Origin of the sequence: Lentzea albidocapillata, assembly GCF_000719115.1 — a bacterium.
Classification (GTDB): Bacteria; Actinomycetota; Actinomycetes; order Mycobacteriales; family Pseudonocardiaceae; genus Lentzea; species Lentzea albidocapillata.
On the sequence record NZ_JOEA01000038.1, the window covers coordinates 1 to 26,516 of the forward strand.

Annotated in this window: 24 protein-coding genes, 1 tRNA gene and 1 pseudogene; 10 read left to right on the top strand and 16 right to left on the bottom strand. The window is 64.0% G+C overall.

The annotated features are described in order from the left end of the window. Positions 1–107: 107 nt before the first annotated feature. A tRNA-Leu gene (locus tag IG04_RS0140765) sits at positions 108–184 on the top strand. An 800-nt stretch (positions 185–984) separates the two neighbouring features. Here IG04_RS0140765 and IG04_RS49055 read toward each other — a convergent pair. From IG04_RS49055 to IG04_RS0140795, 5 genes and pseudogenes are all read right to left on the bottom strand, one after another. Then, positions 985–2,028 (bottom strand): annotated as a pseudogene (locus IG04_RS49055) (recombinase family protein); the annotation flags it as partial. Beyond that, positions 2,028–2,246: a hypothetical protein gene (locus IG04_RS0140780; protein ID WP_030482109.1), complete on the bottom strand. Its 219-nt coding sequence runs from the start codon at positions 2,244–2,246 to the stop codon at positions 2,028–2,030. The pseudogene IG04_RS49055 and the gene IG04_RS0140780, both read right to left, overlap by 1 nt. Before the next feature lie 38 nt (positions 2,247–2,284). Further along, positions 2,285–3,433, bottom strand: a complete 1,149-nt coding sequence (locus tag IG04_RS43435) for a replication-relaxation family protein (RefSeq protein ID WP_084402264.1) — start codon at positions 3,431–3,433, stop codon at positions 2,285–2,287. A gap of 94 nt (positions 3,434–3,527) precedes the next feature. Further along, the gene (locus IG04_RS0140790; protein WP_030482111.1) at positions 3,528–4,367 is read right to left on the bottom strand and encodes a DUF5753 domain-containing protein; all 840 of its coding nucleotides are present in this window, start codon (positions 4,365–4,367) and stop codon (positions 3,528–3,530) included. Positions 4,368–4,369: 2 nt separating this feature from the next. Beyond that, the gene (locus tag IG04_RS0140795; protein ID WP_084402265.1) at positions 4,370–5,293 is read right to left on the bottom strand and encodes a Scr1 family TA system antitoxin-like transcriptional regulator; all 924 of its coding nucleotides are present in this window, start codon (positions 5,291–5,293) and stop codon (positions 4,370–4,372) included. A gap of 843 nt (positions 5,294–6,136) precedes the next feature. Here IG04_RS0140795 and IG04_RS0140805 point away from each other — a divergent pair. From IG04_RS0140805 to IG04_RS48515, 3 genes are all read left to right on the top strand, one after another. Then, entirely contained in the window at positions 6,137–7,015 is an 879-nt protein-coding gene (locus IG04_RS0140805; protein WP_051771931.1) for a DUF5753 domain-containing protein, read from the top strand. Further along, positions 7,002–7,229 carry a DUF397 domain-containing protein gene (locus IG04_RS46055; protein WP_084402266.1) on the top strand — a complete coding sequence of 76 codons (228 nt, stop codon included), beginning with the start codon at positions 7,002–7,004 and terminating at the stop codon, positions 7,227–7,229. The genes IG04_RS0140805 and IG04_RS46055 overlap by 14 nt, the downstream gene beginning before the upstream one ends. A gap of 754 nt (positions 7,230–7,983) precedes the next feature. Further along, complete coding sequence (locus IG04_RS48515; RefSeq protein ID WP_245816757.1) at positions 7,984–8,277, top strand: pentapeptide repeat-containing protein; 294 nt, start codon at positions 7,984–7,986, stop codon at positions 8,275–8,277. Here the strand turns inward: IG04_RS48515 and IG04_RS46065 are convergent. The 3 genes from IG04_RS46065 to IG04_RS43445 all read right to left on the bottom strand — a co-directional run bounded on the left by IG04_RS46065 (position 8,266) and on the right by IG04_RS43445 (position 13,031). After that, entirely contained in the window at positions 8,266–10,488 is a 2,223-nt protein-coding gene (locus IG04_RS46065; protein ID WP_159460538.1) for an ATP-binding protein, read from the bottom strand. The genes IG04_RS48515 and IG04_RS46065 overlap by 12 nt on opposite strands. A gap of 1,021 nt (positions 10,489–11,509) precedes the next feature. Then, positions 11,510–12,439, bottom strand: a complete 930-nt coding sequence (locus IG04_RS0140810; protein ID WP_030482115.1) for a NaeI family type II restriction endonuclease — start codon at positions 12,437–12,439, stop codon at positions 11,510–11,512. A 106-nt stretch (positions 12,440–12,545) separates the two neighbouring features. Beyond that, a complete protein-coding gene (locus IG04_RS43445; RefSeq protein WP_030482116.1) occupies positions 12,546–13,031 on the bottom strand; it encodes a very short patch repair endonuclease in 486 nt (161 codons plus the stop codon). A gap of 95 nt (positions 13,032–13,126) precedes the next feature. Here IG04_RS43445 and IG04_RS0140820 point away from each other — a divergent pair, with 95 nt between their 5' ends. Continuing rightward, the gene (locus IG04_RS0140820) at positions 13,127–14,515 is read left to right on the top strand and encodes a DNA cytosine methyltransferase (protein ID WP_030482117.1); all 1,389 of its coding nucleotides are present in this window, start codon (positions 13,127–13,129) and stop codon (positions 14,513–14,515) included. A gap of 31 nt (positions 14,516–14,546) precedes the next feature. Here the strand turns inward: IG04_RS0140820 and IG04_RS0140825 are convergent, their stop codons facing one another. Continuing rightward, complete coding sequence (locus IG04_RS0140825) at positions 14,547–15,356, bottom strand: hypothetical protein (RefSeq protein ID WP_144065795.1); 810 nt, start codon at positions 15,354–15,356, stop codon at positions 14,547–14,549. A 240-nt stretch (positions 15,357–15,596) separates the two neighbouring features. Here IG04_RS0140825 and IG04_RS0140830 point away from each other — a divergent pair, with 240 nt between their 5' ends. From IG04_RS0140830 to IG04_RS0140845, 4 genes are all read left to right on the top strand, one after another. Continuing rightward, complete coding sequence (locus IG04_RS0140830) at positions 15,597–16,280, top strand: hypothetical protein (RefSeq protein WP_030482119.1); 684 nt, start codon at positions 15,597–15,599, stop codon at positions 16,278–16,280. Between the two features lie 147 nt (positions 16,281–16,427). Next, positions 16,428–17,717, top strand: a complete 1,290-nt coding sequence (locus IG04_RS0140835; protein ID WP_248782546.1) for a ParB N-terminal domain-containing protein — start codon at positions 16,428–16,430, stop codon at positions 17,715–17,717. Beyond that, positions 17,714–19,537 (top strand): DEAD/DEAH box helicase, encoded by a 1,824-nt coding sequence (locus IG04_RS0140840; RefSeq protein ID WP_030482121.1) that lies wholly within the window; start codon positions 17,714–17,716, stop codon positions 19,535–19,537. The genes IG04_RS0140835 and IG04_RS0140840 overlap by 4 nt, the downstream gene beginning before the upstream one ends. Positions 19,538–19,590: 53 nt before the next feature. Beyond that, a complete protein-coding gene (locus tag IG04_RS0140845) occupies positions 19,591–20,076 on the top strand; it encodes a DUF6346 domain-containing protein (RefSeq protein ID WP_030482122.1) in 486 nt (161 codons plus the stop codon). Here the strand turns inward: IG04_RS0140845 and IG04_RS0140850 are convergent. Further along, on the bottom strand, positions 20,021–20,704 hold the full coding sequence (locus IG04_RS0140850) for an SDR family NAD(P)-dependent oxidoreductase (protein ID WP_030482123.1): 684 nt from the start codon (positions 20,702–20,704) through the stop codon (positions 20,021–20,023). The two genes, IG04_RS0140845 and IG04_RS0140850, sit on opposite strands and share 56 nt — an antisense overlap. Beyond that, on the bottom strand, positions 20,701–21,441 hold the full coding sequence (locus IG04_RS0140855) for an inositol monophosphatase family protein (RefSeq protein ID WP_159460539.1): 741 nt from the start codon (positions 21,439–21,441) through the stop codon (positions 20,701–20,703). The genes IG04_RS0140850 and IG04_RS0140855 overlap by 4 nt, the downstream gene beginning before the upstream one ends. 117 nt (positions 21,442–21,558) lie before the next feature. On the opposite strand from IG04_RS0140855, the gene IG04_RS0140860 reads away from it, so the two are divergent. After that, positions 21,559–22,404, top strand: coding sequence for an SGNH/GDSL hydrolase family protein (locus IG04_RS0140860; protein ID WP_173850034.1), 846 nt, complete (start codon positions 21,559–21,561; stop codon positions 22,402–22,404). Here IG04_RS0140860 and IG04_RS0140865 read toward each other — a convergent pair. From IG04_RS0140865 to pqqC, 5 genes are read right to left on the bottom strand one after another with little or no spacing between them, the layout of a single operon-like run. Next, the gene (locus tag IG04_RS0140865) at positions 22,358–23,506 is read right to left on the bottom strand and encodes a PucR family transcriptional regulator (RefSeq protein ID WP_030482126.1); all 1,149 of its coding nucleotides are present in this window, start codon (positions 23,504–23,506) and stop codon (positions 22,358–22,360) included. The genes IG04_RS0140860 and IG04_RS0140865 overlap by 47 nt on opposite strands. Positions 23,507–23,524: 18 nt before the next feature. Beyond that, positions 23,525–24,400, bottom strand: a complete 876-nt coding sequence (gene pqqB / locus IG04_RS0140870) for a pyrroloquinoline quinone biosynthesis protein PqqB (RefSeq protein WP_030482127.1) — start codon at positions 24,398–24,400, stop codon at positions 23,525–23,527. Continuing rightward, positions 24,397–25,476 (bottom strand): pyrroloquinoline quinone biosynthesis protein PqqE, encoded by a 1,080-nt coding sequence (gene pqqE, locus IG04_RS0140875; protein ID WP_030482128.1) that lies wholly within the window; start codon positions 25,474–25,476, stop codon positions 24,397–24,399. Before pqqE ends, pqqB begins: the two co-directional genes overlap by 4 nt. Then, positions 25,469–25,747 (bottom strand): pyrroloquinoline quinone biosynthesis peptide chaperone PqqD, encoded by a 279-nt coding sequence (gene pqqD / locus IG04_RS0140880; RefSeq protein WP_030482129.1) that lies wholly within the window; start codon positions 25,745–25,747, stop codon positions 25,469–25,471. The genes pqqE and pqqD overlap by 8 nt, the downstream gene beginning before the upstream one ends. Next, the gene (gene pqqC, locus IG04_RS0140885) at positions 25,744–26,439 is read right to left on the bottom strand and encodes a pyrroloquinoline-quinone synthase PqqC (protein ID WP_030482130.1); all 696 of its coding nucleotides are present in this window, start codon (positions 26,437–26,439) and stop codon (positions 25,744–25,746) included. Before pqqC ends, pqqD begins: the two co-directional genes overlap by 4 nt. Positions 26,440–26,516 lie beyond the last annotated feature (77 nt).

Sequence of the window (26,516 nt, forward strand, 5' to 3'; positions counted from 1 at the left end):
ACGTCGCAATCCACACCGAACCCGGAGGCCCTCCCTCATTCCAAGATCATCCGGCTACGTGTCGAACCGTTCTCAACCTCTCCGGTCAGTACACCTAGGCTCACCGCGCCCCCGTAGCCCAATCGGTAGAGGCAGGTCCCTTAAAAGGATCACAGTACGGGTTCGAATCCCGTCGGGGGCACCAACTAGATCCGCATAAGGATCAGGTGCCTGATCAGGCGTTTTGTTAGTCCCAGCCACGGCTTCGGCGATCCTTTCGGCCGTATCGGCTACCTCCGAAAGATGCGCGGAGGGGAGCCGGAGAGTAACCAGAAGTTGATCATGGTCATCGTTCAGGCGGACGCCGAGCTGGGTGATCTTGAACAGCTGTCGTAGCAGCAGGTCAGGTGCCTTGCTCAAGTTCGTGACCAGGCGCGGAAGTGCGTCTAGCAGTGCGATGTCCTCACCTGTCGGCCCGATTGGCACTGTTGTACCAATCGATGTGGTGTTCGTCACGAGCGTCCGCTTCTGCTCGTCCAGTTCGTTGTAGCTCTGCCGCAGTCCGCGGCTGAACGCGTCGTCGCCGTCCTGGGCCTGGCGGAGGATCGCTGCCTGCCGCCGCTCGATGTCGGCGAGCGTCCGTTCGACCCGTTCTGCTTCAACGCGTCGCTGCTCGGCCTCACGATCGTCGACGGCTGCAAGATCGGCTTCGAGCAGCGCCCGTCGCTCAGGTCCGAACACGCGGTCCGCGAAGAAGGCCGAAATGCCCTCCAAGATCGCGTCCTCGCGGACGTAGACCACCTCGGCATGGTCGGAGTACTTGTCGGGCCGTCCGCGGTTGTTGCTGCGCGCGGAGCACATGTAGTAGACGCGCTCGTTGCGGAAGTTGCCGTACATCCGCCGGCCGCACGCGTCGAACACCATGCCGCGCAGCAGGTATGTACGTGTGGCGGTGGAGTGCACACTCGCGTCGTCGTCTCGCGAGCCTTGCCGGGCCTTCCTCGTCGCGGTCATCTCGTCGAACATCCACTTCGGAATCAGAGGCTCGTGGACCGGCTCGGGCGACCACACCCACAGGACAGGGGAGTTGACCTTCCCGCGCTTCGACCGCGTAGCGCGCCGGTTGAACACCTGGAAGCCGGTGTACTTCGGATTCCGCAGGAGGTCACAAACGCTGGACTTGCTCCAAGCTCCTCTGGCTCGCGCCTTGCTGGGGGGCTCAGGCGGCGGGTACTTGGCGAGATCGGCGTTGAGCAGGTCGGCGATCGCGCCGTAGCCGAGGCCCTGGTGGTAGCGCCACATCGCAATCTGGGTGACGGTCTGGGCCTTGATGCCGTCCGGCTCCAGCCGCGTCTTGGTCTGCCCCTTGGCAGCCTTGGTGGGGTTGGGATGCCGGTACGTCTTGGCCTTGTAGCCGTACGGCGGCTTACCGATGTTCCAGCCCTCGCGGACATGCGTGCACAGCCCGCCCCACGACTGCTCCAGCGTGTTGAGTACCTCGTACTCGGCCACCGACTGGTTGATCCGCCGCTGCAGGATCCGTTGCGCCCGGCTGCCGGTCAGCGTGATGGGCTCGTTGGAGGCGAACAGTGGGACTTCGGCCCGTTCCAACTCCCGTTCGATCGAGAGTCCTTCGTATGTGCGCCGCGCAACGCGCGAGACGCTCTCGCAGATCACGACATCGAACCGGCGGCCCTTGTGCGTCGACTCGTCGAGCAGGTCGGTGACACCGCCGTCACGGGCGATCGGGATGTCGTAGCGCTCGTAGTTCTCGCCGCGCCCACGTTGGTCCAACTCCATGCGCCCGGACTCGACGTCGTAAAAGTGCGCCACGATCACCCACGACTCGGGGATGGACGCCTTGCAGTTCCCAAGCTGTCGCAGCATGGACTGCCGCGGATCCTGCTGGTCGTCGGTGGACGTGCGCCCCAGAAACGCCACGCGAACTTCGTTGCGCAGCAACGCAACCGGCATGCCGAGTGGAGAGACCGCATAGTCCGACAGTCCGGATGGTCCAGACGGCACGGCGTGCGTTCGCGGTTGGCTCATCAGGCAGCCTCCTGATCATCGACCTGTTCGGCGTGCTGGGTGGCAGCCCAGTCGAGGAGGTCTCTGATCACGACGGCCAGTTCGCCGCGCAGACGATCGCCTTCGGCGCCGCTGACATAACGCACGTGGCCGGAGAATGCCCAGCTCTTCGTGCGGTTTCCTATCTGATTGTAGTGCCACTCATGACGTTCAGAACCGTTGTTGCACAAGGGTTCCATGTCACTAACGGGTGGTTCCTGAGGCAGTGGGACAATGTTCATTCCCACCGCCTCTCATCTCCCGTGACCTGTCCGGTCATGGTGGTGTCGTGGGGATCCCATGCCGCTTCACTGAATGGGAGCCCAACGGGGGATGCGTGCTGTGCGATGCGCGGGCCGCGTTGCGGCAGCTCCGCCAGCCGCCGCCGTTCCTGGATCTGGTCTTGGAAGGACCACACCGCCCAGATCGCCCCAGCAGGTCCATCTGGATGGCCGTGATCACGAGACGCGGTCGCGATGACGAAACCGGGCTTCTCGTAGCCGAGCTGCTGTCGCATCGCCGAGCGGAGGTTCCGTTCTCGCAGCGATGAGTGAACCGAGAACAGCAGAACGCCGAACACATCGGTTCCGAAACGGCTGTACTCACCGAGCTTGCCCACCACCTTGGACAGCGGTTCGGTGCCGGTGTCGTGTTCCAGGAAGAACCGAACCCGCCGTTCCTGCTCGTCCCAACAGCCGTAAGCATCGGGCCTGAGCTTGATGTCCCCGTGCCAGAAGAACTCGGTGCACGCCTTCTCCGACCACCACTGCGTGAGGCCGGCGTCTGGCCGAGTACGGGCATACGCAGCCAGCCCGCAGAAGAAGTCGTTGACGCCAAGCTGATGCGCCAGCTTCGGCCACAACCCCAGCCGCTCCAAGCGCTCCGCGTACGCACCGGCAGCGGGCGGCTTCTCCGCGCGCTGTGCAGTGATCACCCGCGCACCGCGGTAACCGAGCGCATACCGCGTCTGACTCGTGCCGCCGGCGCTGTACGAGTCGCGGAACGCGAACACCACGCCCAGCTCACGCAGCTGTCGCAGACGATCCTGAGCACGGCGTATCGAGGAGAACTCGATCGCCGCGATCTGGTTGGTGGTGAGCACCTTGTGCTCGTGCAGGAGGGCGAGGATCCGTCGATCCCGCTCAACGAGCCGAAACCACAGGGCCGCATCTGGCTCACCGACTCGGCCGCCGCGCCGTCCACGAATGTGGGGAGTTCCTTTGCTGTCACTCCTCAGTCGGCTTTTGGGCGACTCTCCTCGATTCCACTGCTGACGTGCGGTGATATTGCTTCGCGTCTCGGCGGTTGGGCCAGCGGATTCAGAACGCCGGACATCCGCCTCCCCATGTGCCGGACCACACGCTGACCAACCCGCGCTGCTGCCCATCGGCCTCTCCCTTCGGAGCTGCTCAAGCGGTGGTCGCTCAAGCACCCCTGAACTCCGGATTTCGAGGCCTAATAGGACACGCGATCGTCGATCGTTATGGCTTCGTCACGTCATGCAGGCGGAGAAGCAGCTCCTTGGATTCGGCCTCGTCGAGGCTCTCGGCATCCAGCGCGCGAACGACAGCTTCGTAACCCGCGACCGCATCTCTCGACTCGGCAAGAAGAGTGGAGTTCTCGGCGCCAACCCAAACCAGCGGTTCGTACTTCGGAAACGTCAGCAGAGTGAACGGCCCCGCCAGCCCTGCGTGCGCACCTCGGGCGACCGGCAAGATCCGGATCTCGACGTTCGGGCGGTTCGCCATGAACATGAGATGCAGCAGCTGCCCAGCCTGCACCTCCGCACCGCCAACCTGAAGTTGCAGCGCCAACTCGTGAATGAAGAACGTGCAGGTGCCTCGTCGAGGTAGCCGCTGCATCGCAAGGCCCGCCTGAACTCGGTCTTCCAGTTCATCGGCCGGCGACGTGGCCGAGGCGCGCAATGCCTCGCGCATGTAGTCGGCCGTCTGCAGGAACAACGGCATTGCGTGCGTATGCCAGCAGGTAAGCGTCTCCGCCACAGCCAGGTTCTCAACGACAGTGCGAAGCTCGACAGGCGAACACACTCCGTGCTGCTGCCACCAGCCGACAACAGCCGTCTCACTGTGCAGGGCCAGAAGATGAACGCGCTCATCCGACTGGACCCGGCAGGCACCGAGTAGCGCAGCGATCTCAACGAGGTTGGCGCCACCCTTGCCGTTCACCACGTCCGAGACCTTGGCCTCGTCCCAGTCCATGACCTCAGCGGCCCCTCGCGAGGTCATGCCAGCTCCTGCGATGGCCGCCCGTATGCCAGCGCCCAGCTCACGGCCACGCGCGGTGGAGATTCTCTTCGGCATACCTAGCTCCTCGCCTGATCGGTAACCAGCTGCAAGCGCCGCGCCGGATCTCGAAGCCGCAGCGAGGCCTCGTTCAACCAGAGCAAGGACAGCTCCTCGGCAAGGGCGACATCGTCGAGCGCGACAAGGACTCGCTCGTAAGGAGCGCGCTCGGCAGCCAACTCAAGCCAGGTGTTGCCACCGTGCAGCGTGTGCAGGAGAACGACGTCGTCGAACCGCTTTTCCACGAACCGCATCACGGTGAAGGACACGCCCATGCCGAAGTAGGGGCCGACATCGCCGTCCACGATTCGAAGCTCAAAGCCAGGCAGTTCGCCCAGCTCCTCCAGGTGCTCCAGTTGGTCTGCCATCACTCTCGAATCGCCAACGCCGCCGTTGAGCACCTGCTCTGTCACGATCAGTCGAACGTTCAGCCGCCGCAGCTTCGCGGCCTGCTCGGTGCCCACCCTCAAGCGGCTGAGGGCCTCTTGCTGGTTCGCAAGATCGAGGTCATTCGCCGCTGCACCAGACTTGACAAGGGCGGATTGGTAACCACCGGTACGCACAAGCTCAGGCAGCGTTTCCGCCGCCACAATCACCAGTTCACTCGCCTCAGCCAGGACATCCCACGGTGTCCACGTCAGCCGAGCCCAGGCGTCGCCGTTGATCCGATCCCACATCTGGGGATCAACGGCTCGCTGCGCAACCCGCATGCACAGCTCAACTTCGTCATCGGATGCACCGCAGGCAGCTCCGACCACGACGACCTCACTAGGAGACATGCGTTGCGCAGCTCGACAGAGGTGCGACAACTTCGCGGTAGAGAAGCCAACCCGAGCACCCAACTCCAAGAGCGACCAGTCGCGCCTCGTCCGCCAGCCCAGCACGGTCCGACTCAGGGCGCGGACCTCCAGACTTGCTCTCCCGTTGACCAGTTGTAGAGCCATGTCCCATCAGCCTGTTCTTGATCCGTGGGCTTCACGCCCGATGCCTCTTCGGCTGCCAATGCGTGCGCTCGTGCGTCGTCGCAGTCGCTGCCTGGGCGGCAAGATGAACGTCGAGCAACATCCGGCAAGGCGCCGGCACTCTCCGCCAAGCGGGTCCGCCGCGACACTTCCTGCACCAGCCGTTCTCATCCGGCTGGTGCTCGTCGACGAACACACGCAACGCGGCCACCAACCGCGGAACTTCGTGCCGTGCCATGGACAACGCGGACGCACCATCACCGTCAGCAGCGATCCGTGACACGAGGTCCAGGTGCTCGACAAGCCGTCTGCGCAGCTCGGAAAACAAGACCAGGTTGCCCATGGCAGCACGCCCTTCGGCTAGCTGGCTCGGAGACGGGAAGGCCGAGGCTGCTCGGCCGGTTCCGACGTCCTGTCGTTGGCGAAAGCACGCGCAACTGCTTGGCGGAACACAAGAAGCCCTTGCTCCGCAGCATTGGCCTCCCTGCAATCCAAGGCAGAAGTGACCACCACGGCAGCGCGCGAAAGCACCGCGGTCTGCGCCCACGTCAGGTTCACAACGACCGGAACGACATCCTCAAGACGCGCCATCACCAGAACCTTTCGTCGGACCGACCTGGGGCCGACGGAATCCTTGGGCGTGGCGCGCTACCAGCCTGGACACGCCCGTCCGGACTAGCTCCCACAAGGGGCCAAGGATCCCGTCGACAGCGACTACATTAGGGGTTAATTAACCCCTAATGCGATAACCGGAACGTGTGAACCTGCCCTGACCTGCGCGTGACTAGGGTGATCACGAGTTCTGCAGCGCGAGGAGGCAACCGGGTGCCGAGCGACAAGACGTACAGGAAGTCCAAGCTGGGCCGCCTGCTCGATCAGCTGCGCAAGGACGCGGGCAAGGACCTCAGCTACCTGGCGAGCGAACTCCGCAAGACCGAGGCGCACCTGTCGAAGTGCCTGAACGGCACGAACCTCCTCGGCTGGGCCGACCTCGGCCTGTACCTAGACCTCGTAGAAGCGGACGAAGACCGCCGGCGCAAGGCAACCGAGTACTGGGAAGACGCAAAGCAGGACAGCACGCGCGTCCAACACCCAGCCGCGTACAACCAGGCGGCCCGCTCGTACGCCCGCGCCGAAGCCGATGCCTCAAAGCTGAAGCAGGTAGAAGCGGTCTGGATCCCAGGCATGCTGCAGGTCCCGGAGTACACGCTCGCTCTCCGCGAAGCGGCGCACCTCTTCGTCAACCCGAAGGTCCCCGCCAACCGCACCATCGCCGCCCGGCAAAGCCGCCAGATGCGGCTACACGGCGAGGCTCCGCTGCAAGCGCACTTCCTGATCGACATCGCAGCTCTCCGCCGCGCAGTCGGTGGCCCTGCTGCGATGTACGCGCAGCTGCTCCACCTGCAGGCGTCCGCGGCTCTCCCGAACGTGACGATCCAGGTGATCGGCGAAGACGCTGGCGCCTACGCCATTGACGGCGTGACCATCCTGAGCTTCGACGACGAGGACTTCCCGGACGTCGTCTACCTGGAGACCAGGGGAGGCGGCCGATGGGTGGAGAATGACGTTGACGTAGACAAGTTCCGCAAGTCGTTCAACGAGATCGCGGAGGAGCTGGCCTTCACGCCCGAAGAGTCGCTCAAGATCATCCGCGACCAGGCTGAACTCTTCAAGGAGAGACTCCAGCGAGATGACGAACCCTGAGAAGACGTGGCGCAAGTCCAGCTACACCGCACCTGACAACAACTGCGTTGAGCTCACTGTCAGCGAGACTGAGACCTTCGTACGAGACAGCAAGGACCCTGGCGGCGGGGCCCTGACTTTCAGTGCACGCACCTGGATGACGTTCTTGGCAAAAACAAAGTCTGGTGCCTTGAATGGGAAGATAGATTGCCGTGACACTAGTGCATCAAAATGAGCACTAGTTGAAGATTTGATTGACAGAACGATTCGGTCGTTGCGCCAATATAATATTGGCTCGCGGCCGTCGCTGCCAGATGTGTCAGCAATGATTGCAGACGCATCGATTTGAGTGGCTTTGGGCAAATTCGCTCACGGTGTCCAGTATTCTTTTTTCGTAATGTGATCAAGCATAGAGTGATTGGCTAGCTAGTCTGTGTTCGGCGGCCGTTCTCTCTATAGTGGAGGTGCGTATGCGTAAAACTGTAGCTAGAGCGACCGGGTGGACGCTAGTCGCCATCGCTGCGCTCGTTCTGGTCGCTGTTGTATTTGCTGCATTCGGTCCGTTGCCGGGCAGCCTGCTGGGGTTCTCTCCAGTTTCGAATCGGCTCACGCCTAATGAATCCATTATCGCTGAAGGCGCGATTCGATCCGCGATCCTACAGGCAGTTGCTGGCATCCTCCTTGTGATAGGTGCTATTACAGCGTGGCGACAAATGTTGATCGCGCGCCGGCAGCAGGCAGTCGGGCAACGAGTCGCCGTAACTGAGGCATTCGCGAAAGCTGCGGAGCTGCTAGCAAAGAACGATGCGCTTGCGTTGCGACTGAGCGGTGTATACGCGATGGACCGAGTCGCTGATAGCGACCCGTCTGAACGACCGAGAATCGCAGAGATCTTATCGACGTTCGTCCGGGACGGCGTGCCGCTTGACGGCGGGCTCCCTCGCGATGTGCGCGCAAGCCTTCAAGTCCTCGTTCGCCGGGATTGGGCTATGGGAGTGGATCTATCCGGGATACGTTTGTCCGATGCTCGTTTGCCGAATGCAAGACTAGAAGGTGCGACGCTTGCCGGAACGGACTTTTCTGGTGCAGTTTTGCGAAACGCAAAACTAGAAGGCGCGGATCTCAGTGGAGCGGACTTGCGCCGCGCAGATTTATGTGGCGCTGATCTGCGCGGCGCTGCTCTAGCGGGTGTGCGCCTATCTGCTGCGATCGCAGATGATTCGACACGATGGCCCAAAGGGTTTTCCCCAAGTGATCACGGCGTGAGGACATCAACTATCTAGCCGATCAAGCCGTGCAGCCAAGTCGGCGATTTCAAATGCACGGGCTACTGACTCCGTCAGATCTGCATCTCTTACTTCTTCTGCATCTACTTCCTTTCCGTTGAACGATAGTACGATGAGAAAAGGGGTGTCCCAGTCGTCGTCCTCTAGCGGAGATCGGTTATCGAGATCGTGTGCAGCGTTAGCGAGAAGTTCCTTAGATTCGATCATGTCGTGCAGTAGGGCTGCAGCAACTCCGCCGTTGTATCGACTTAGGGCCCGCTCTTTAGTGGTTTCGCTCAACTGAATAGCGCGCTGCGCCCAGTCCTGAGCTACTTGATAGTTGCGCGTGGACAGGTTCATGTAAGCAAGGTTGTTCGCGACTTGCCAATCAGGAGATAGTTGAAAAGCGGAATGCAAGTGGCGAAAAGCGTCCTCCAGGTCGCCTGAGCTATACGAATTGACTGCGGCGGATGAATGGCGATGTGCCATGTGAAGTCGCGCTTTAGGCTCATTGAAATTTTTAACCAGCCAAGTCATGATCTCGCCTATTGGCTTGACCGGAATTGTCGTGACAATGGCGTTTAGTGTTCCGCCAAGTGAAGTTATCCGCCTCTTTGCGGCGATGTATTCAGGGTGTTTCTCTACATCGAAATCGTCTGATGATCGTCGGCAGATCCATTGTATTGCTCTAGTTTCGCCGTACGAGCACTCAACAGTGGTGAGCTGCAAAGAGTTCGGTACCCCGCATTCGAGAATCGCCTCATGTAGGTACTCTACGGTATAGTTCGCGTCGCGTTCTGAGGGAAGTTCAGTCAGGTCACGTATTCCGCTGTCCAGCTTTTCCTGGAGCATTGAAGGGCAGCACGTACGAAGGAGCCAACGAATTCCCATTAGAATCTGATCGCGTAAAAGGTCCACTAGCTCACCTGCGAGCAAAATCTTAAAGTTGATCCTTCGTAGCAGCACTGGAGCGCGAGAGCCTAGTCGCTGTACCGTGGACAACCGAACATAGATTTGCTCGGCGGCGTCGCCGATCAATCGAACCTTATTGTTGACAATTTCAACCAAGCCGTCACGAATAAACTGATCCAAATAGTGATTCAGCTGATCGATCGTAAGTGTAATCAAACCTGATACTTGCGAGGCGAATCGAATTTCGTCGACTGTGGACTGTTCGAGAGATGAGGCCCAAACGTTTAGGGCTAGAAGTTCTTCGTCCGACATGCCGCGGGTGCTGCTAACTAGTTTGCGATCGGCGTGCTGATTTCCGACATCTAGAGTTGCTCGCACACCGTCGATTGCTTCTGCGGTTAGATCCATTCCGTCGGTCGCGCCGGTTTGCCAGCGTGTGAACATTATGTGGCAGAATAACTGGATCTCGTATGGATTCCCGTCCGTGAGTGGGATGAGATCGCTTGCCACAGCTTCGATGCTATGAGTGAAACACCGAGATGGCGCGAGGTTTAACGCCTTTAGTGGTCGCGCCATGCATTCGATGACATCGGCGTTCTCGACAAACCTTTCTACTTTGATGAACTCGAATTGTCGGAGAAGAAAGTCGAAGACTTCGTTAATGCGCGTGACTAGTTCGGGTGTGCCAGCTAGTACTAGTACATACCCGTTTAGTCGCATGCTAAGTGTTCGTAATAATGACAGAACATCTGGGCGGTCGGCAATGATCTGGGCTTCGTCAATTAGCAACACTATTGGGCGCCCGGAAATCTCTGAAATTAGACTCATGTCATTCCGCAATGCCATCTCTGATAGTTGGCCTCCGCGAACTGCGTGCGCTAGGTTTTCGGGGAACTCTAGCGGGAATTCGTCGTCGACCGGACCGCCTTCGACAATTCTACGAACGCGGCGCGGGTTGATTCTTTTGCCGTCCGAGCTTGCGAAGTCGGTAGATTTGGCAATCTCGGCGATTAATTCCTCGTAGACCGTTGAGAAAAAGTGCGCCGGTTCCGCGCTCGTTGGGACAAGACTGACCCGTACGACTAAGTATCCACGTTCTACTGCGAGCTTCTCGGTCATGTTCAGTAGGCTGGTTTTGCCAGCTGCTCGCTGGCCATAGAGTGCCAGGTACTTAACTGGGCTAGAGGTGCTTGCCTGTTCAAGGGTGTAGTCGATTGTGAACAACTCGTGCCCGCGGCCGGCAAAGTACTCGTCGGTCCGCACGGGGTTTGCGTAGTCGAAAGGGTTTCTGAACTCTGATGGATCCAAGGTGGCCACGATTGGTCATATCCTTTCGGATGCAATTTTATGTGCCGATTCGTTGGCGTTTGCATTTGTGGGCTAGATGTAAGAAGTAGAAGTAGTTCCATCGGTTGGGCTGTTGAATAGCAAGAACTGAACTCTTGCTGGCGTGGATCGATTCAGGTTGCCTCCTGCTGTCACACAATCGGTGAAGACACTTGTCCCGGCTGACAAATATCGATTGCTTGACCTCACTCCTGCGCCTGATGATCGCGGATGCTTAGGAGGTCGTCGGTGCCTCATGTAGAGCTGTATCGCTCCAACCGGCAAAAGCGTGACGTAGAGATGGCAGACCTGCTGATGCTGACTTGCCTGTAGTTCACCGTTTCGGACTAGCGTCGACTCATGAGAGTGAATCGGAGACGTAGGCACGAGCTGACGTTGTGGATGCTTCAGGGGCGCGTGAAGACTCCTCGGTGACGAGTTCGAAGTGCGTAGGACCGTGCGGCTCTGCCGAAGGCTCCAGCGCGTCTCGGTTGGTCACGTGCTCGCCCAAGTCGGCTCGGCGTCTCCGTTCTCTAGAGAGCTGGCCGGTGGCTAGACGGTCGTCCAGCCAGGCGAAGGCTGTGCAGTAGCGGACGCCGACGGCGGTGTGCGATCGGAACGATGGCGGAGATCTGCAGTTCGCAGCAGGTGCGCGTAGGGGAGGGACTAGTGCGTACCGTGTCGGGGGCACCACTCAAAAACAGGCCAGTTCGTGGTGCCTGAGCAGGTGTTTTAGTGCTCGTCCGCGTTGCTCGTCCGACCCGTTCGGCCGAGTCCGCAACCCCCTGGTGATGTGCGGAGCGTAGCCGGAGAGTAATCACAAGTCGATCATGCTCAGCGCTTCCGGCGACGCCGGACGGAGTGATCTTGAACGGGGCTCGTAGCTGCAGGTCAGGGTTCTTGTTGGATATGGTCGAGCTTGGTGTAGGCGGCTGCCGAGTCGGTTGGCGCTGGTGTACCAATCGCGTGTGGTGTTCGTCACGAACACGCTTCCATGCTGTGGCTGCGGCGGCTAGCGAATGAAGACGTCCGGTTTGAAGCCGTGTGACTCCAGCTTTGCCGGGGGGACCGCGACCCATGCGCCATTGCTGAGATCGTGACCGAGCTGGGCTGCTGCGTCGAGTTCCACATGCCACGTTCCGACCAAGACGACCAAGCCGTGTTCTTTCATGACATGTGGCTTGGCTTCGCGAGCTCGTCGCGTCGGGTCCTTCAGGCCGGCGCCAACGGTCTCGATGCTGCTTCGGGGGATGACCTTCTCCGGCAGATAACCGAACAAGGCGATCAGGCGCCGCCGAAGTCCGTAAGGGCCGAAGACTTCGAGCAGTTGCGCCGGGCTGAGGTTGCGCAGGGGCTCAGGCGGCAGATCGCTCCACGGCACTACCTCAATGGCGTACTGCTTGACCGCGTCGGCGCGTGGACTGCGTTTGCCGTCGCGGTTGCCCTCTCCGCCGGTCAGCCATGCCCGGTGAGTGCGCATGAGCAGTGTGCGGAACTGATGTCGCCCAGCATCGATCTGGACCATCAGGGTGATCTCGCACTGACCTTCCCGCGGGATCATCCAGGTCTTTCCGATGGTCCCTTTGATCTCCACGGGAATGCCGGCGATCGTTGTGTCGAGAGGTGGCTCCTTCAGGAGCTTGAGGTGGTCGATGACGTGGTACTGCAGCTTGGTTCCGACGGAGGAGCGTTCGTCGGAGTCGACCTTGTCGCTCGTCAGGTCGAATCGCCAGGTGCGAGCCCCGTCGAGTACGTAGCGGACGGCATCATCGACCGCCGTGCGAAGCAGGACGGCGATGGGCTGCGCAGCCAGCCACGCGTGGACCTGTTGAAGCTCGTCGTCATCCGCTGGCGCATCAATGATGTGCTCGCCGCGTGGCCCTGCCCGGCGAGGTTCGGGCTGACACAGATCACCTGGTGCTGGAAGAGGGCTCTTAGTCATCACGTCTTTCCTAGCCGGCTCAGGCCCTTCGTGGCGCGCGATTGCTCAGCTCTGAACTCGACAGGCGCAGGTCGGCGGCGTGGGATCCGTGCGCATGCGCGCGAGATCAGCTAGGTTCGAACCCGTGTTCGACGATGGTTGCGACCCGCTCAACGGCGGTGTCCAGGGTTTCGTGTTCCCAGATGCGGATTACGGCCCAGCCAGCTGCGGACAGCACTTCGTCAGCTCGCCGATCGCGCTCGATGTTGCGCCTCAGCTTCGGCGTCCAATACCAGTCGTTGGTCGTGGGCTGCCGGCCGTGCTCAGGACACACGTGCCAAAAGCAGCCGTCGACGAAGACAGCGATCTTGCGCGCGGTGAAGACGATGTCCGGCCGGACTTTGACGTTGTCGTCGAACCGGAGCAGATGGTCCTTCCGGTAACGCATCCCGCGTCGGTGCAGAGCACTCCGCAGCGCAACCTCAGGCTTGGTTCCCGAGCGCCGGTTGGCCTGCATGTTCCGCGATCGGCCCTCGTTGAGCGGCGCGGGGTAGAGGCCATCTGCGTGGGCCTTCGCGCGGCGAGCACTGCGGTCTTCGTCTGGCACGATCATCCCGTTCGGCGATCGACTTGGTCCATTGGCGGTCAGTGCCGGAAGATACCCGAGTCTCAGCATGGGTCTGAAGACGAATCTCGAGAGGAAAGCCTGTGGTAGCCCCCGAGGCCGGGAAGCCGTTGAAGGTCGTCGAGATCTGTGCCGGCGCGGGTGGTCAGGCCCTTGGGCTCATGCAGGCCGGTTTCCAGCACGAGCTCGCGATCGAGCTGGACCCCACTGCGGCAGAGACTCTCCGCCTGAACCTGCGGACCCAGCACGAAAGCGGAGCTTCTCCAGAAGCTGCGTCCGAACGGCAGGCGGTTGCCGGCGGCGATGTTCCGGCCGGCGTCCAGATCGTTGACGGTGTGATCACCGGTGACGTCGCGGAACCAGAAATCTGGGCGGCAGCTCACAAGGCGGGGCTCGCGCTCCCCGAAAGCTTCGACCTGCTGGCGGGCGGCGTTCCATGTCCTCCCTTCAGCTTGGCTGGCAAGCAGGCAGGCTCGACAGATGAGCGCGACCTGTTCGCGTGGGCTGTGCAGCAGTGTCAGACGCTGAAGCCTCGTGCGCTGCTGCTCGAGAACGTTCGTGGTCTCAGCATGCCGAGGTTCTCCGGCTACCGGCAGGAGATCCTCGATCGGCTGATCGACATGAAGTACGTCCCGGAGTGGCGGTTGCTGCAAGCCTCCGACTTCGGGGTTCCGCAACTTCGGCCGCGGTTCGTGCTCGTGGCGCTGCAGGAGGAGTTCGCTCCTTACTTCCGTTGGCCGGAGCCGCAGGATGAGTCGCCGACGGTGGGAGAAGCGTTGCGCGAGCTCATGGGTTCCCGTGGCTGGGACGGTGTGGACGAGTGGGTCGCGAAGGCCAACGACATCGCGCCGACCATCGTCGGAGGTTCGAAGAAGCACGGTGGCGCCGATCTGGGGCCCACTCGGGCGAAGAGGGCGTGGGCGCAGCTCGGCGTGGACGCCATGGGCATCGCCAACCTGCCGCCGGCCGAGGGGGAGAGATTCCCCAACCCCAAGTACCCCAAGGCGCCAGGGCCGAAGCTCACCACCGAGATGGTGCAGATCTTGCAGGGCTGGCAGCCCGGCGAGTGGCAGTTCGTGGGGCTCAAGACCTCCAGGTACCGCCAGGTCGGCAATGCTTTTCCTCCGCCTGTCGCCAAGGCGCTGGGACTCGCGATCAAGTCGGCCTTGCTCAAGGAGGGCCAGCCGGTTGCCCGCGACATCGACACCAACCACGACCCGGTCTATCGTGCGCTCCGCAACGCGAGCGACCACCTCACGGCGGCGCAGATCTCCAGGGCCGCCGGCATCGAGCTGGAAGCGCATGAGCTTGAGCGCCGAATCTCCTTGCTGAGCAAGGACTTCGACGTCGACATCCAGGTGAACAAGAGCGGTGTCGCCTCGTTCAAGATCGGCGAGTTCAAGGCGTTCGTCGGCCAGGCCAACCACGTGCGGCACGACCTGTTCAGCCAGAACAAGTCGAAGATCAGCTAGAGCTGCAGTTCTGCCGGCTGCTTGTTCGCCATCAAACAACCAGGTCGAGGAGAGTCTCCGCGTCCAGGTGGAGGTTTCGCCTCCTGAGGACTCGGGACATCGTCACGAGGATGGCGCCCTGCGACGCCTCCTGCCCGCAGATCCGGATGAGGGTATCGGCCAGTTCGTCCTCGCTCTTCTCGCGGAAATGCACGATGCATGACGCCATCTCCTCGGCGCTGAGGTACCGAGGGAACTGGCTCAGCATGGTGAGCGCTTGTTCGTGTCGGCCAGCTGCGGAGAGCTGGATCAGCTCTGTCGCGGCGGCCGGTGCAGACCCGTGTATGAGATCGCTGCTCTGCCGGTCCCCCTCTGCCGGGGGGACCGGCAGAGCAGAGGATGCCGATTTCTCGGCTGACATCGCCGAAAGCCGCTGGAGTGCGTCTTCAAGTGCGCGCTCTGTGGCAGCGCGCTCATGTGTTGCGAGCTCGTGCTCTTGCTTCCGCACTCCGCTGAGCCGACGGTCGGTGGAAGCTGCTCTGTGACGCAGGTCGAGCAGATTCTCCAAGGTCAGCGGCGCAGGGTGGTCGGCGGTCTCTGCGGAGATCACCCTGTGGAAAGCCGTGAGGTACTTCTCCGATGGCACGTGCTTGCCTGCGAGGTATTTGCAGAGCATCTGCTCGGTAGCCCCTAGGTAGCCGGCTTCCGCGATCAGGATGGCGCTCGTGAGAGCGGCCTGTGAGTTCAAGTCAGCGCTGTGCCGCTTGACGTGCTCGTAGAGCGCGTTCATGCCTATGGCCAGCGTTCGTCTCTCTGCAGGCAGTGCAGCGCTGATCTCGGATCTCTTGTCGCCAGCCCGCATTCCCACCCCTTGCTGTGCGTACAGTTCCGAGCGACTCTACGCCTCTTCTGGCGGCCTGGATATTGCGTATTGCATCGCGCAAGATGTTGAGAGCCGAATTCGATGCGCGTTGTATTACGCAATTTCCATCAGGTTGATGTTGTGCTCTCATGTTCGTGTAGTCAATCCATGGCTGCCTTTGAACTCTTGCGCAACTCATGAGCTTGTTAGGCTCAGTTGCTCGGATCGAGGAGGAACTCCGTGCCGACCCCTCCGTGGACGGACACCAGCTACGGCAGCATGGTGAGGGGAGCGTTGTGGCTCGATCAGGTGGTCGGTCTCGGCGGGATCTTCACAAAGGCCGACGTCCGGGAAGCGTTCCCCGACGTCGCTCAGATCGACCGCCGGCTGCGTGACCTGCGAGACCGCGGCTGGCGCATTCACACGCAGCGCGAGGACCCCACGTTGCGCTCCGATGAGCAGCGCTACGTCGAGATGGGGGCTCCGGTGTGGGAGCCGGGTCAGGCCAAAGCGAAGCCGAAGTCCAGCATCACCGCTTCCCAGCGCAGCAAGGTGCTGCACGACGACTCCTTCATCTGCCGGTCCTGTGGCATCGCGCCAGGCGACAGCTTCGACGACGGCTCGACCGCGCAGCTCGACATCGCTCGCCGCCGAGTCGTGCTGCCCAACGGCGAGGAGGACATCCAACTGGTCGCTGAGTGCGACAGGTGCCGTGTTGGCGGGCGTGGCCGGGTCGTGAACCTCGGTGATGTGCTGGACCAGGTCGCGTCTCTCGGGACCTTCGAGCGGAAGATCATGGCCGGCTGGGTCGAGGCCGACGAACGGCGCCTCAGCGGTCTTGAACGACTTTGGGGCTTCTACCGCGCCTTGCCGGCCGACTCGCGTCAGTTGGTGCGGAACGCGGTTCTTGAACAGGGAGAGTGAAGTTCGATGCACAGGGAGTTTTCTCCTCCGCCGCACGCCGCGGAGTTCAGCGAGTTCGTGAAGAAGCGGCTCGCCGAGGTCAAGGACGCTGGCGGCACGCGGGAGACCGTGACGGTCGACTGGAACGGGCAGGCCCTGCACGTCGACGTGATCGAGGCACCGCTCAACAGCCTGTTCTTCAACCCGGCCACGCACCGCATTCGCGCTCAGCGCTCGCACGATCCGGTGCGGGACGCGCAGCTCGACTCTGATCCCTTCGTCGCGACGAGCCAGCAGTACCTCGCGCACCTGCTCCAGGCGGAGCCGAAGGATCCGAATCGCCGGGACCCGGAGTTTGACGAACTCCTCAGGAGTCTCAAGGAGTTCGGGCAGAACGATCCTGGTCTCATCACCCACGAGGGTGTGCTCGTCAACGGCAACACCCGTGCTGCGGCTCTTCGTGAGCTCGGTGTGCCCTCGATGCGAGTAGGGGTGCTCCCGGAATCGTTCACCTGGGAGGACATCAACGCGATCGAGTTGTCCCTCCAGCTCCGCAAGGATCACCGCCGCGATTACTCCTACATCAACAGGCTCCTGGCGATGGAGGAACAGGCCGCGCTGGGCCGCACGCCGGAGAAGATCGCCAAGGAGTTCCGGACCACCGCTGACGTCTACCGGCAGGAGCGGTGGATTCTGTCGGAGATTCGCGACCAGATCGAGCGAAGCAGGAGCAGCGACCGCAGCACGGCGCTCCGTTTGATCGACTTCGAGGATCACAAGGAAAAGCTCAAGGAGCTGCAGCGTGCATACACGAAGATGCACGCGGTTGACCCGAACCGAGCGGACGTTCTCAAGGAGTTGAGGCTGGCGGCGATCAGCCTCGGGTTCGCCAAGACCGATGTGCGGCTCATCGAGGACGGCGTGGAGTTCCGGGAGAAGTACCTCGACGACAAGCTGCCGCGTGACGCCCACGCGACCGCTGATGAGGAAGACGCGATCGTCGTGCCAGGTCTCGGGGTGAGCATCGCTGGGGCTACCGACGCAGTGGCAGCGGCGCGTGCCCTTACCGACGACGTGATCAAGGCCAAGGCGGCCAGGGGAGCGGCGAGCGTCATCCCGGAGGAGCAGGCGCGCGCGGCCAATGCCGCTTTCGATGAGCTGAAGGGCGCCTTTGACGTGGCTCTCGACATTGCTGGGCGGCAGGCTCGCCTCAAGAAGCGCAAGCAGCTGGCACCGGCACGCCTCGCCGATGCTTGCGCCTCGATCGACCAGTGCGTTGTTGACCTCGTCAACGCCCGCGCCTCGCGGTCGCTCGACGAGGAGGACTTCGATGACGCGGTGCTGAAGCTGCATGTCAGCCTCAGCAAGCTCGCCAAGCAGGCTGGCCGGGGGCTGGAGGAACCGGGCGCGGGCGTGGCGTGGCTTCTCGATGCTGTGGGGCGCGGAGGCCTTCGGTGACGAACGGCAAGACGCCGCCGTCGCTGCACCTCGACTTCAGCGACACGCGAACCAAGGTCACCATGAGGACGTTGCCGGAGTACCGCAACGATCTGGTGCAGCTGGGCGCGCGTTTCAGGACTGGGACGCAGATCGATCCGCTCGGGATCAGCGTTGACCTGGAAGACCTGCTCGGTCAACTGGGCCAGCTGGCGACGTGGCCGCACGGCAGCAGTGTCAAGTGGGAGGACGAGCTCGCTGAGCTCGTCCGCGGCAACGTCGCGGACACCAATGCGGTGCGGAAGCAGCTCAGTTCCGCGCAGGCTGCCGGAACGGTTCAGGCAGATGACGTCGCCGGGCTGCTCGGCGACGACTGGATCGCTGACCTCCGGGACTTCCAGCTGCGGGACATCGCGAAGCTGTTGTCGCTGAACCACGGTGCGAACTTCAGTGTGCCTGGTGCAGGCAAGACTCGGGTTGCTCTGGCCGTTTACGCCGCACAGTGCGCTGCCGGAGCTGTCAAACGGCTGCTCGTGGTGTGCCCCAAGTCGGCCTACGAGTCGTGGGAGTTCGAAAGTGCGGCTTGTTTCGCCAAGCCGTTGCGCACCCAACTCGTCGAGCGCAGCGATGATTGGGAGACAGACGTACTGATCATCAACTACGAGCGCCTCAGCAAGTCAGCTTCCGCGCTGGCGATGTGGTTGAAGGCGGCGCCATCCATGATGATCTTGGATGAGGCTCACCGGATGAAGCTCGGCACCCGCGGAGCGTATGGCACTGCTTGCATGGCGCTCGGGCCGCTGGCGCGCCGGAGGCTCATCCTCACCGGAACACCTGCGCCGAACGGTGCCAAGGACCTCGAGAGTCTCATGGGATTCGCCTGGCCGGGGCAGGGGCAGCGGCAGGTCGCCTCAGCTGTGGCTGGCGGGGACCTCTCGCGTGCCAGCACCGTTCTTCGGCCATTGTTCGCGCGCACGACCAAGCTCGAGCTCGGGCTGCCTCCCATGGAAACGAAGGTTCGCTACGTTGACATGCCGAGGCTCCACGGCCAGATCTACGACTCGATCGTGGGCAAGGAAGCTGGCGTCGCAGGGCGGGACAACGACCTGGGAAGGCTGGGCAAGACCGCGCTCAGACTGCTGATGGCGGCAACCAGTCCAGCGCTGCTGATCCCAGGCGAGTCCAGGTACGAGCCACTGGCCTATCAGCTTCCGCCGCTCGACATCCCGGAGAACGACTCCCTGGGCGCGTTGCTCCGGGAACTGCCAGCGTACGAGTTGTCGCCGAAGTACAAGGAAGCCGCCGCGATTGTCGCCGCGAATGCTGCTCGTGGACGTAAGACCTTGGTGTGGACGACTTTCGTCCGCAGCTTGACCACCGTGCACCAGCTCTTCGCCGCCTACCAGCCAGCCGTTGTCCACGGCGGCACCATCGACCGGGTAGCGGAGCTGGAGAGGTTCCAAAACGACCCGGACTGCATGGTCCTGGTGTCCAACCCGGCGACGCTGGGCGAGGGCATCAGCCTGCACCAGGTGTGTCACGACGCTGTTTACGTTGATCGAGATTTCGCAGCTGGACGGTTCTTGCAGAGTCTTGACCGCATCCACCGGCTCGGTCTGGGGTCCGACGTTGAGACGAGGGTGACCGTCCTCGCTGTGCGCGGCACGATCGACGAGGTCGTCGAGCTCCGGCTGGCCGCGAAGCTCGAGTTCATGGGCAAAATCCTTGACGACGCGCAGGTGCAGCAGCTTTCAGATCTGGAAGAGGAGCCGTCAGTGGCGAGCGGACTCGAGCCGAGCGACATCCAAAGTCTCCTCGGACACCTCAACACTCACCGTTAGCCGCGAGTTGCCTGCTCACCGCGTGGCCGACCACGGACGCTAGCGTTTGCTCCGTGGCTCTCCAGGGCGTCCTGCACCGCGTCTTCGCGTTCCTGATCATGCCCGTGCTCGGCTACCTGCTCGGGGCGACGATCTTCACCCACTTCTGGGACAAGGTCGAGATCGCGGACGCCGACCTCGCCGTCACGGCGCTGTCGTGTAAGGAGTACGGGCCCGTGACATGGCGCGGCTTCGGGTTCGTGTCCGAGTGCAGGGCCAGGGTGGAGAACAAGGTCAGCGGCGGCGCCACGCTCACGACGGTGCGCGGGTTCCTCGCCCCCCACCTCGTCGGCGAACAGGTGGTGGTCCGCGAGTTCCGGCGTGGCGAGGTGACGCCGGAGCGACCCTCCGCGGGCTGGGGAATCGCCGTGGTCGTGCTGTTCGGGGTGGTCTGGCTGTACCTGTCCGCCTGGGTCGCACAGCCGTTGTTGCCCGATCGGCGGGTCACCAGGTCGGGCGGGCAGTCACGCCTCCGTCCACCACTAGGTCGTGCCCGGTGATCCACCGGGCCATGTCCGAAGCCAGGAACACGCACGCGTCCCCGATGTCCTCCGGCGTCCCAAGGCGACCCAACGGCGCGGCAGCCTCCCACCGCGCGACGCCCTCCGGCCACTGCTCGCTGATACCTGGCCGCGCGATCAGTCCGGGTGACACGGTGTTCACGCGGATTCCGCGCGGCCCGTACTCCAACGCGGCTGCGCGGGCGTGCATGATCAGAGCCGCCTTCGAGGCGGCGTAATGGGCGTGGCCGGGAGCGGGATGTGTGCCCTCGATCGACGCGATGTGGGTGACCGAACCACCAACAGGCAGATACTCCACGGCCGCCTGGGTCACGGCGAACGGTCCGGTCAGGTTGATGTCCACAACGGACCGCCACTGCTCGGTCGTCATGTCGGGCAACGGTTCCACGGGCTGCACGCCGGCGTTGTTGACGACCGCGTCCAGCCGGCCGTGCTGCTCGAAGGCCTGCAGAACCACGCGCTCGGCCGACGTGCGCAGATCGCCGTCCTGCCGCCCGCGGTGGTGGACCACCACGGCACCCGCGTCCGTGAACCGCTGGACGATGCCGGCGCCGATCGTGCCGGAAGTGCCGGTGACCAAGACGACTTTGCCGTTGAGATCGATCACGAGACGATGCCTTCCACGCGTGCGGCCAGCCAGTCGACGATCTCACCCCGGCCGGCGACGAAAGCGTTCGTGCCGATCGAACGGAACTCTCCGCCCGCCTCACGCACGAGCACCGCGCCGGCCGCCGTGTCCCAGGGGAACACGCCGATGTTCGCCGCCGCGTCCGCGCGGCCGGCCGCCACCCAGGCGAGCGACAGGGCCGTCGAGTAGATGCGGCGGACGTCGGCGATCTCCAGTAACGAGCCCAGCAGTTCCATCTCGCCGGTGTACGGGCTGCCGGGCAACGGGATGTCGGTCAGCACCAACGGTCGTGGGCTCACGCCCGGAGTGATCACCAGGCCGGACGACTGAACAGCAAAAGGCACGCCGACGGCCGCCGTGAAGAGTTCGTCGCGGAACGGGTCGAGCACGCAACCGGCGACGAGCGTGCCGTCGACCGCCGCGGCGACCGAGATGCACGACAGCGGCAGGCCGCGCACGAAGTTCCGCGTGCCGTCGATCGGGTCGACGTACCAGGTCACGGAAGCAGTGGCGGAACCCAGTTCCTCGCCGACCACCGCCGAACCGGGCGCGCCGGTGACCAGAACGGACCGCAGGAACGCCTCGACCTCGACGTCAGCGGAGCTGACCTGGTCGAACGTGCCCTTCGAAGACACGTCGACGTGGATGTCGCGCAGCAGACCGGCGGCGTTCACGCAGGACTGCGCGGCCAGCGAGAGGAGATCGCGAGGAGTCACGAGGCCCATTGTGATCGGTCACAAACACGACCGGATGACTCTGGGCAACGTCCTACCCGCACAAGTGACCTGAGCCACCACGATGAGCTGACCTGACAACGACGTTGGAGGATCGGGATGCGAATCGTGGCCGGGTTGGCTGTCGTGGCGATGTTGGTCGCCGGAACAAGCACCGCGCAGGCGGACACGCTCGACTACGTGGCACTGGGGGATTCGGCGGCGGCGGGACCGCTGATTCCGAACCAGGACCCGGCGCTGTGGTGTCTGCGAAGCAGCAACAACAACTACCCGCGGATCGCCGCGAAGATCCTCGGCGCGAAGCTCACCGACGTCACGTGTTCCGGGGCGAAAACAGACGACTTCGCCGGGCGGCAGTTCGGATTCGTGGCGCCGCAGTACGACGCGCTGAAGCCCACGACCGACCTCGTGTCGATCACGATCGGCGGCAACGACGTGGGGCTCGTGCAGACCGCGCTGGGCTGCATCAACCTGCTCCCGGAGCCCGTCGGACTGTCGTGCAAGGCACGGCTCACCGCAGGTGGTGACCAGGTCGCCGCGGCCATCGGCAAGTGGGCGTCCGAGTTCGGGGCCGCGCTGGACGAGGTCAAGCGCCGGGCGCCGCACGCGAAGATCCTCGTCACCGGCTACGGCACCTACATCCGTCCCGGTGGCTGCTACCCGGTCCAGCCGATCTGGGCCCGCGACGCCGACTACCTGCAGGGCTCGGTCGACCTGCTCAGCGCGACTGCCAAGGCTGAGGCCGAGAAGCGTGGTGCGACCTACGTTGATCTCGCGGCCGTCAGCGTCGGGCACGACACCTGCGCCAAGCCCGCCGACCGGTATCTGGAAGGGCTGATCCCGACGACGATCGCGGCGCCGCTGCACCCCAACGCGGCGGGCATGGCGGCCTTCGGGGCTACGGTCGCGCGCGCCGCGCGGCCAGGGCAGCCGTCAGCAGCGTGACGTGCTCGATCCGGGTCGGGTCCAGCCCGGTCAGCTCCGCGACGCGCCGCAGCCGGTAGTCCACGGTGTTCGGGTGCACATGCAGCTCCGAAGCGGCCGGCCTGCGCGAACCCCGTCGCAGGTAGACCTCCAGCGTCTGCACCAGTTCGTCGGTCAGCGGCGCGACGATGGCCGCCAACGGTGCCAAGGCGGCGCTCGGCCGCGAGAGCTGGTATTCCAGCAGGACGTCGGTGAGCCGGTACAGGCCCGGTCCTGATCCGCGGGCCACGAGAAGCACCTCGCGCGCCAGCACGGCGGCGGTCGCGACCCCGGAGGGAGGGGCCGCGACCGCCGCCACCGTCAACGGCACCCCGGACGCCCGCGCCGCGTCCGCCACGATCCGTTCCAGCGGCAGGTCCTCGCCGGGCAGCAACGCGAGGCCGCCGTCGGGGGTGAGCGACGACAGCACCGGCTCCCGGCTGTGCCGCTCCAGTTCGGTCCGCAGACGGCGCAGCTTCCGCCGGGACGCGACCGCCGCGTCCACGCCCGCCAGCAGTTCGTCGGGATGCGGCGGCACGTCCAGGGCGAGCACCACGAAAGGTCCCGGCGCCTCAACGGTTCCGGCCAGCAGCCCGGTCAGCAACGTGGCGCGCGCGGAGCGTTCGTCGTCGAACATCGTCTGGCGTTCGTCGAGGTAACCGGCGCTCACCACAGGCGTCACGAGCTGCAGGTACCGCAGCGCCAACGCGTTCAGCGCGAGCACGTCCGAGATCTCCTCGGGACGCGCCTCGGGCACCAGCGTCTCCCACACGACCTGGATGCCCACGTGGTAGGCCGTGAGCACCACGTCGATCGGCACGCCCTCCTCGGCCCGCCGCGCCGCCGACTCGCGCAGGAACCGCAGCTCGTCGGCGGAGGGCAGCTCTCCCGAGGCCAGCACGGCCGCGAAGGCGCGCAGGGCGTGCTCGGTGACGCGGTAGATGTCGCCGGCGAGCTCTTCCGCGGGCAGCTGGGCGTACGCGGGTACGCGCTCCACCAGCGACGCGATCACCTGCCGCACGAACGACGGCATCTCGGTGACGAGCCGTGCCGCCAGCGGCCGGCCGCCGATGATGAAGGACATCCGGTGATTGTGGCCGATCTACAGCTCGATCACCGTGCCGTCCAACGGCACCTCGACCCCGGCCTCGCGCAACTTCGCCGACTCCGGCGACGAGGGGTCGAGCACGGGGTTGGTGTTGTTGAGGTGCGTGTAGATCCGCCGCACCCCCGGAAACCGCCGCAGCTCGGGCAGGCTCGCCGTGATCGGCAGGTGGCCCATCGCGGCCTGCCCGGACGAGCTGCCGGTCGCCGAACCCATCTCCGAGGCCGCGTAGAAGGTGCCGTCGAGCAGCAGGCAGTCGGCCCCGGCCACCACCTCGTCGAAGCCGGCGGGCCACGACGCCAGGCAGGGCGCGTAGACCAGCACGCCACCGGAAACGGGATCCTCGAAACGGTAGGCGACCACCCAATGGCCATCCACAGTGGACGAACGGGCGTACTTCGGGCGCTTGCCGCTGATCGGGATCGCCGAGACCCGCAGGCCTCCCAGGTCGAAAGGCTGGTCGACCTGACGCCACGCCACCGGTGCGTAGCCGTCGATCACGGTGCGCAGGTCGAACTGGTCCTTCAACGCGTGCAGGACCGTGTCCGGCGCCCACACCGTCAGGCCCGCGCCGCCCCGCAACGTCAGAAGCCCCAGCGTGTGGTCGAGCTCGGCGTCCGTGAACAGAGCACCGCGCAACGGGGTGTCGCGCGCTCCAGGACCAGGGTTCAACAACGAACACGAGGCGATCTGCGTCCGGATGTCCGGGGAAGCGTTGACCAGCCACCAGTCGGTGCCGTTGCCGCTGATCGCCAGGCAGTCCTGGGATCGCGAGGGCAACTCGCCGGAACGAGCGCGCACGCACAGGGGGCACGCGCAGTTCCACTGCGGGAAACCGCCACCTGCCGTCGTGCCGAGCAGGACCGCCTTCACCGCATCTTCCTCATCGCCATCGCGGGAACCTCGGACGGCGCCATCTCGGTCTCCAGGATCAGGTCCACAGTGGACCGCGCGGGCGACAGGGAACAGACGGGATCGGTCGCGGCGGCGTCGCCCGTCAGCTGGAACGCCTGGCAGCGGCACCCACCGAAGTCGATCTCCTTGCGCGGGCACGAGCGGCACGGGTCCTGCATCCACTCGAAGCCGCGGAAGGCGTTGAACGACGGCGAGTGGTGCCAGATCTCGTGCAACGAGGAGTCGCGCACGTTCTCGATCTCCAGCGACGAGATCACCGTGGCGGCGGGACAGGGGAGCACGTCACCGTTCGGTGCCACCGTCAACTGCCGTGCGCCCCACCCGTACATGCAGGGTTTCGGGTGGGCCTCGTGGTAGTCCGCGATGACGTAGACGATCTCCATCCGGCCGCGCAGACGGTCCTGCGCCGCGGCCACGATCGGGTCGGCGACGGCGAGCTGGGCGCGGGTCGGCAGCAGCACCGCGCGGTTGCGCAGCGCCCAGCCGTAGTACTGGGTGTTGGCGAGCTCCAGGCGCTCGGCACCCATCTGCTCCGCCATCGCGATGATGCCGGCGATGTTGTCGAGGTTCTGCCGGTGCAGCACGGTGTTGACCGTCAGCGGCAAGCCCTCGTCGAGCACAAAAGAAGCAGCCTCCACCTTCCGGTCGAACGCCTTGATGCCCGCGATCCTGTCGTTTCCGGAACGAGTCGCGTCCTGCAGGGAGAGCTGCACGTGATCGACACCCACGGAAGCCAGCGAACGCAACCGGTCGCGCGAGAGACCGACCCCCGACGTGACCAGGTTGACGTAGCAGCCGAGGCTGTTCGCGTGCGCCACGAGCTCGGGCAGATCGGGCCGCAGCAACGGTTCGCCGCCGGACAGGTGGATCTGCAACGCACCCAGGGCGCGGGCCTGGTCGAACACGCGCCGCCAGTCCTCGGTCGACAGTTCGGCGTCGCGGCGGACCAGCTCCAGCGGGTTCGAGCAGTAGCCGCACTGCAACGGACACCGGTGCGTCAGCTCGGCCAGCAGGCCGAAAGGCGCCTCAGCCATCAACGTCCACCACCCTTCGTTCGACCATGCGGGCGACCAGCGAAGCGATGTCCTCGGGCTCGACACCGTCGTACTCGTCGGCCAGCACCACGGCGATGTCGCCGACGGATCGAACGCCGTCACAAAGCGCCACAACGGAAGCCGCGGTCTCGTTCAGCACCAGCACCCCCTCGGGGAACAGGACCACGTGCGCGGAACGGATCTGGTCGTAGGCGCACTTCACACCGCGCCGGATCCGCGGCACGGCGTCCAGCTCGACGGCCGGTGTCACGGCCTGCCCTTGCCCGAGTAGTAGTCGACGGCGTCCAGCACGGCCCGCAGCACGTCACATTTGAACGACAGCGCGGACACCGCGGCCAGCTGCTGCTCGCGGGTGACCGAGTGCTCGACCACGATGTCCAAAGTGGCCTGTCCTTCACCGGCGACGGCCTGGATCCGGTCGGTGAAGTAGGCGAAGCCCTCCTCGGCGATCCACGGGTACTGCTCCCGCAACGCCGTCAAACGCTTGCGCATCAACGCACCCGAGAACATCTCGGTGAGACCGGAAGCGATCCCGACCACCCACGGTTGGGTGCGCGCGAAGTTCACGTAGGCGTCGACGGCGAAGCGCGTGCCGGGCAGCACGTGACGTTCGTCGAGCACCTCCTCCCGCGTCAGCCCGACGGCCTCCGCGAGGCGGATCCAGTTCTCCGCGCCGCCCTCGCCCGGCCGTGTGCCGTCGTGCCAGACGATCCGCTCGCGCCACTGGCGCCGAATTTCCGGCGACGGGCAGTTGGAGAGGATCGCGGCGTCCTTCTGGGCGATGCAACGCTGGTAGTACCAGCGGTTCGCGGCCCACGCCTGCAGCTCGTGCTTGCTCAACTGGCCGGCGTGCATGCGCAGGTGGAACGGGTGGCTGTCCCAGTACCGGGGGGCGAGGGCGCGCAGCTCGGCGACGAACTCCGCGGGGGCGACGGCAGACATGGGCGAGAACTCCTCCGGGAACGCGCGGGGCCGGAGTTCCCGGCAGCCTGCCAGGAACCCCGGCGCGATGCCTGACG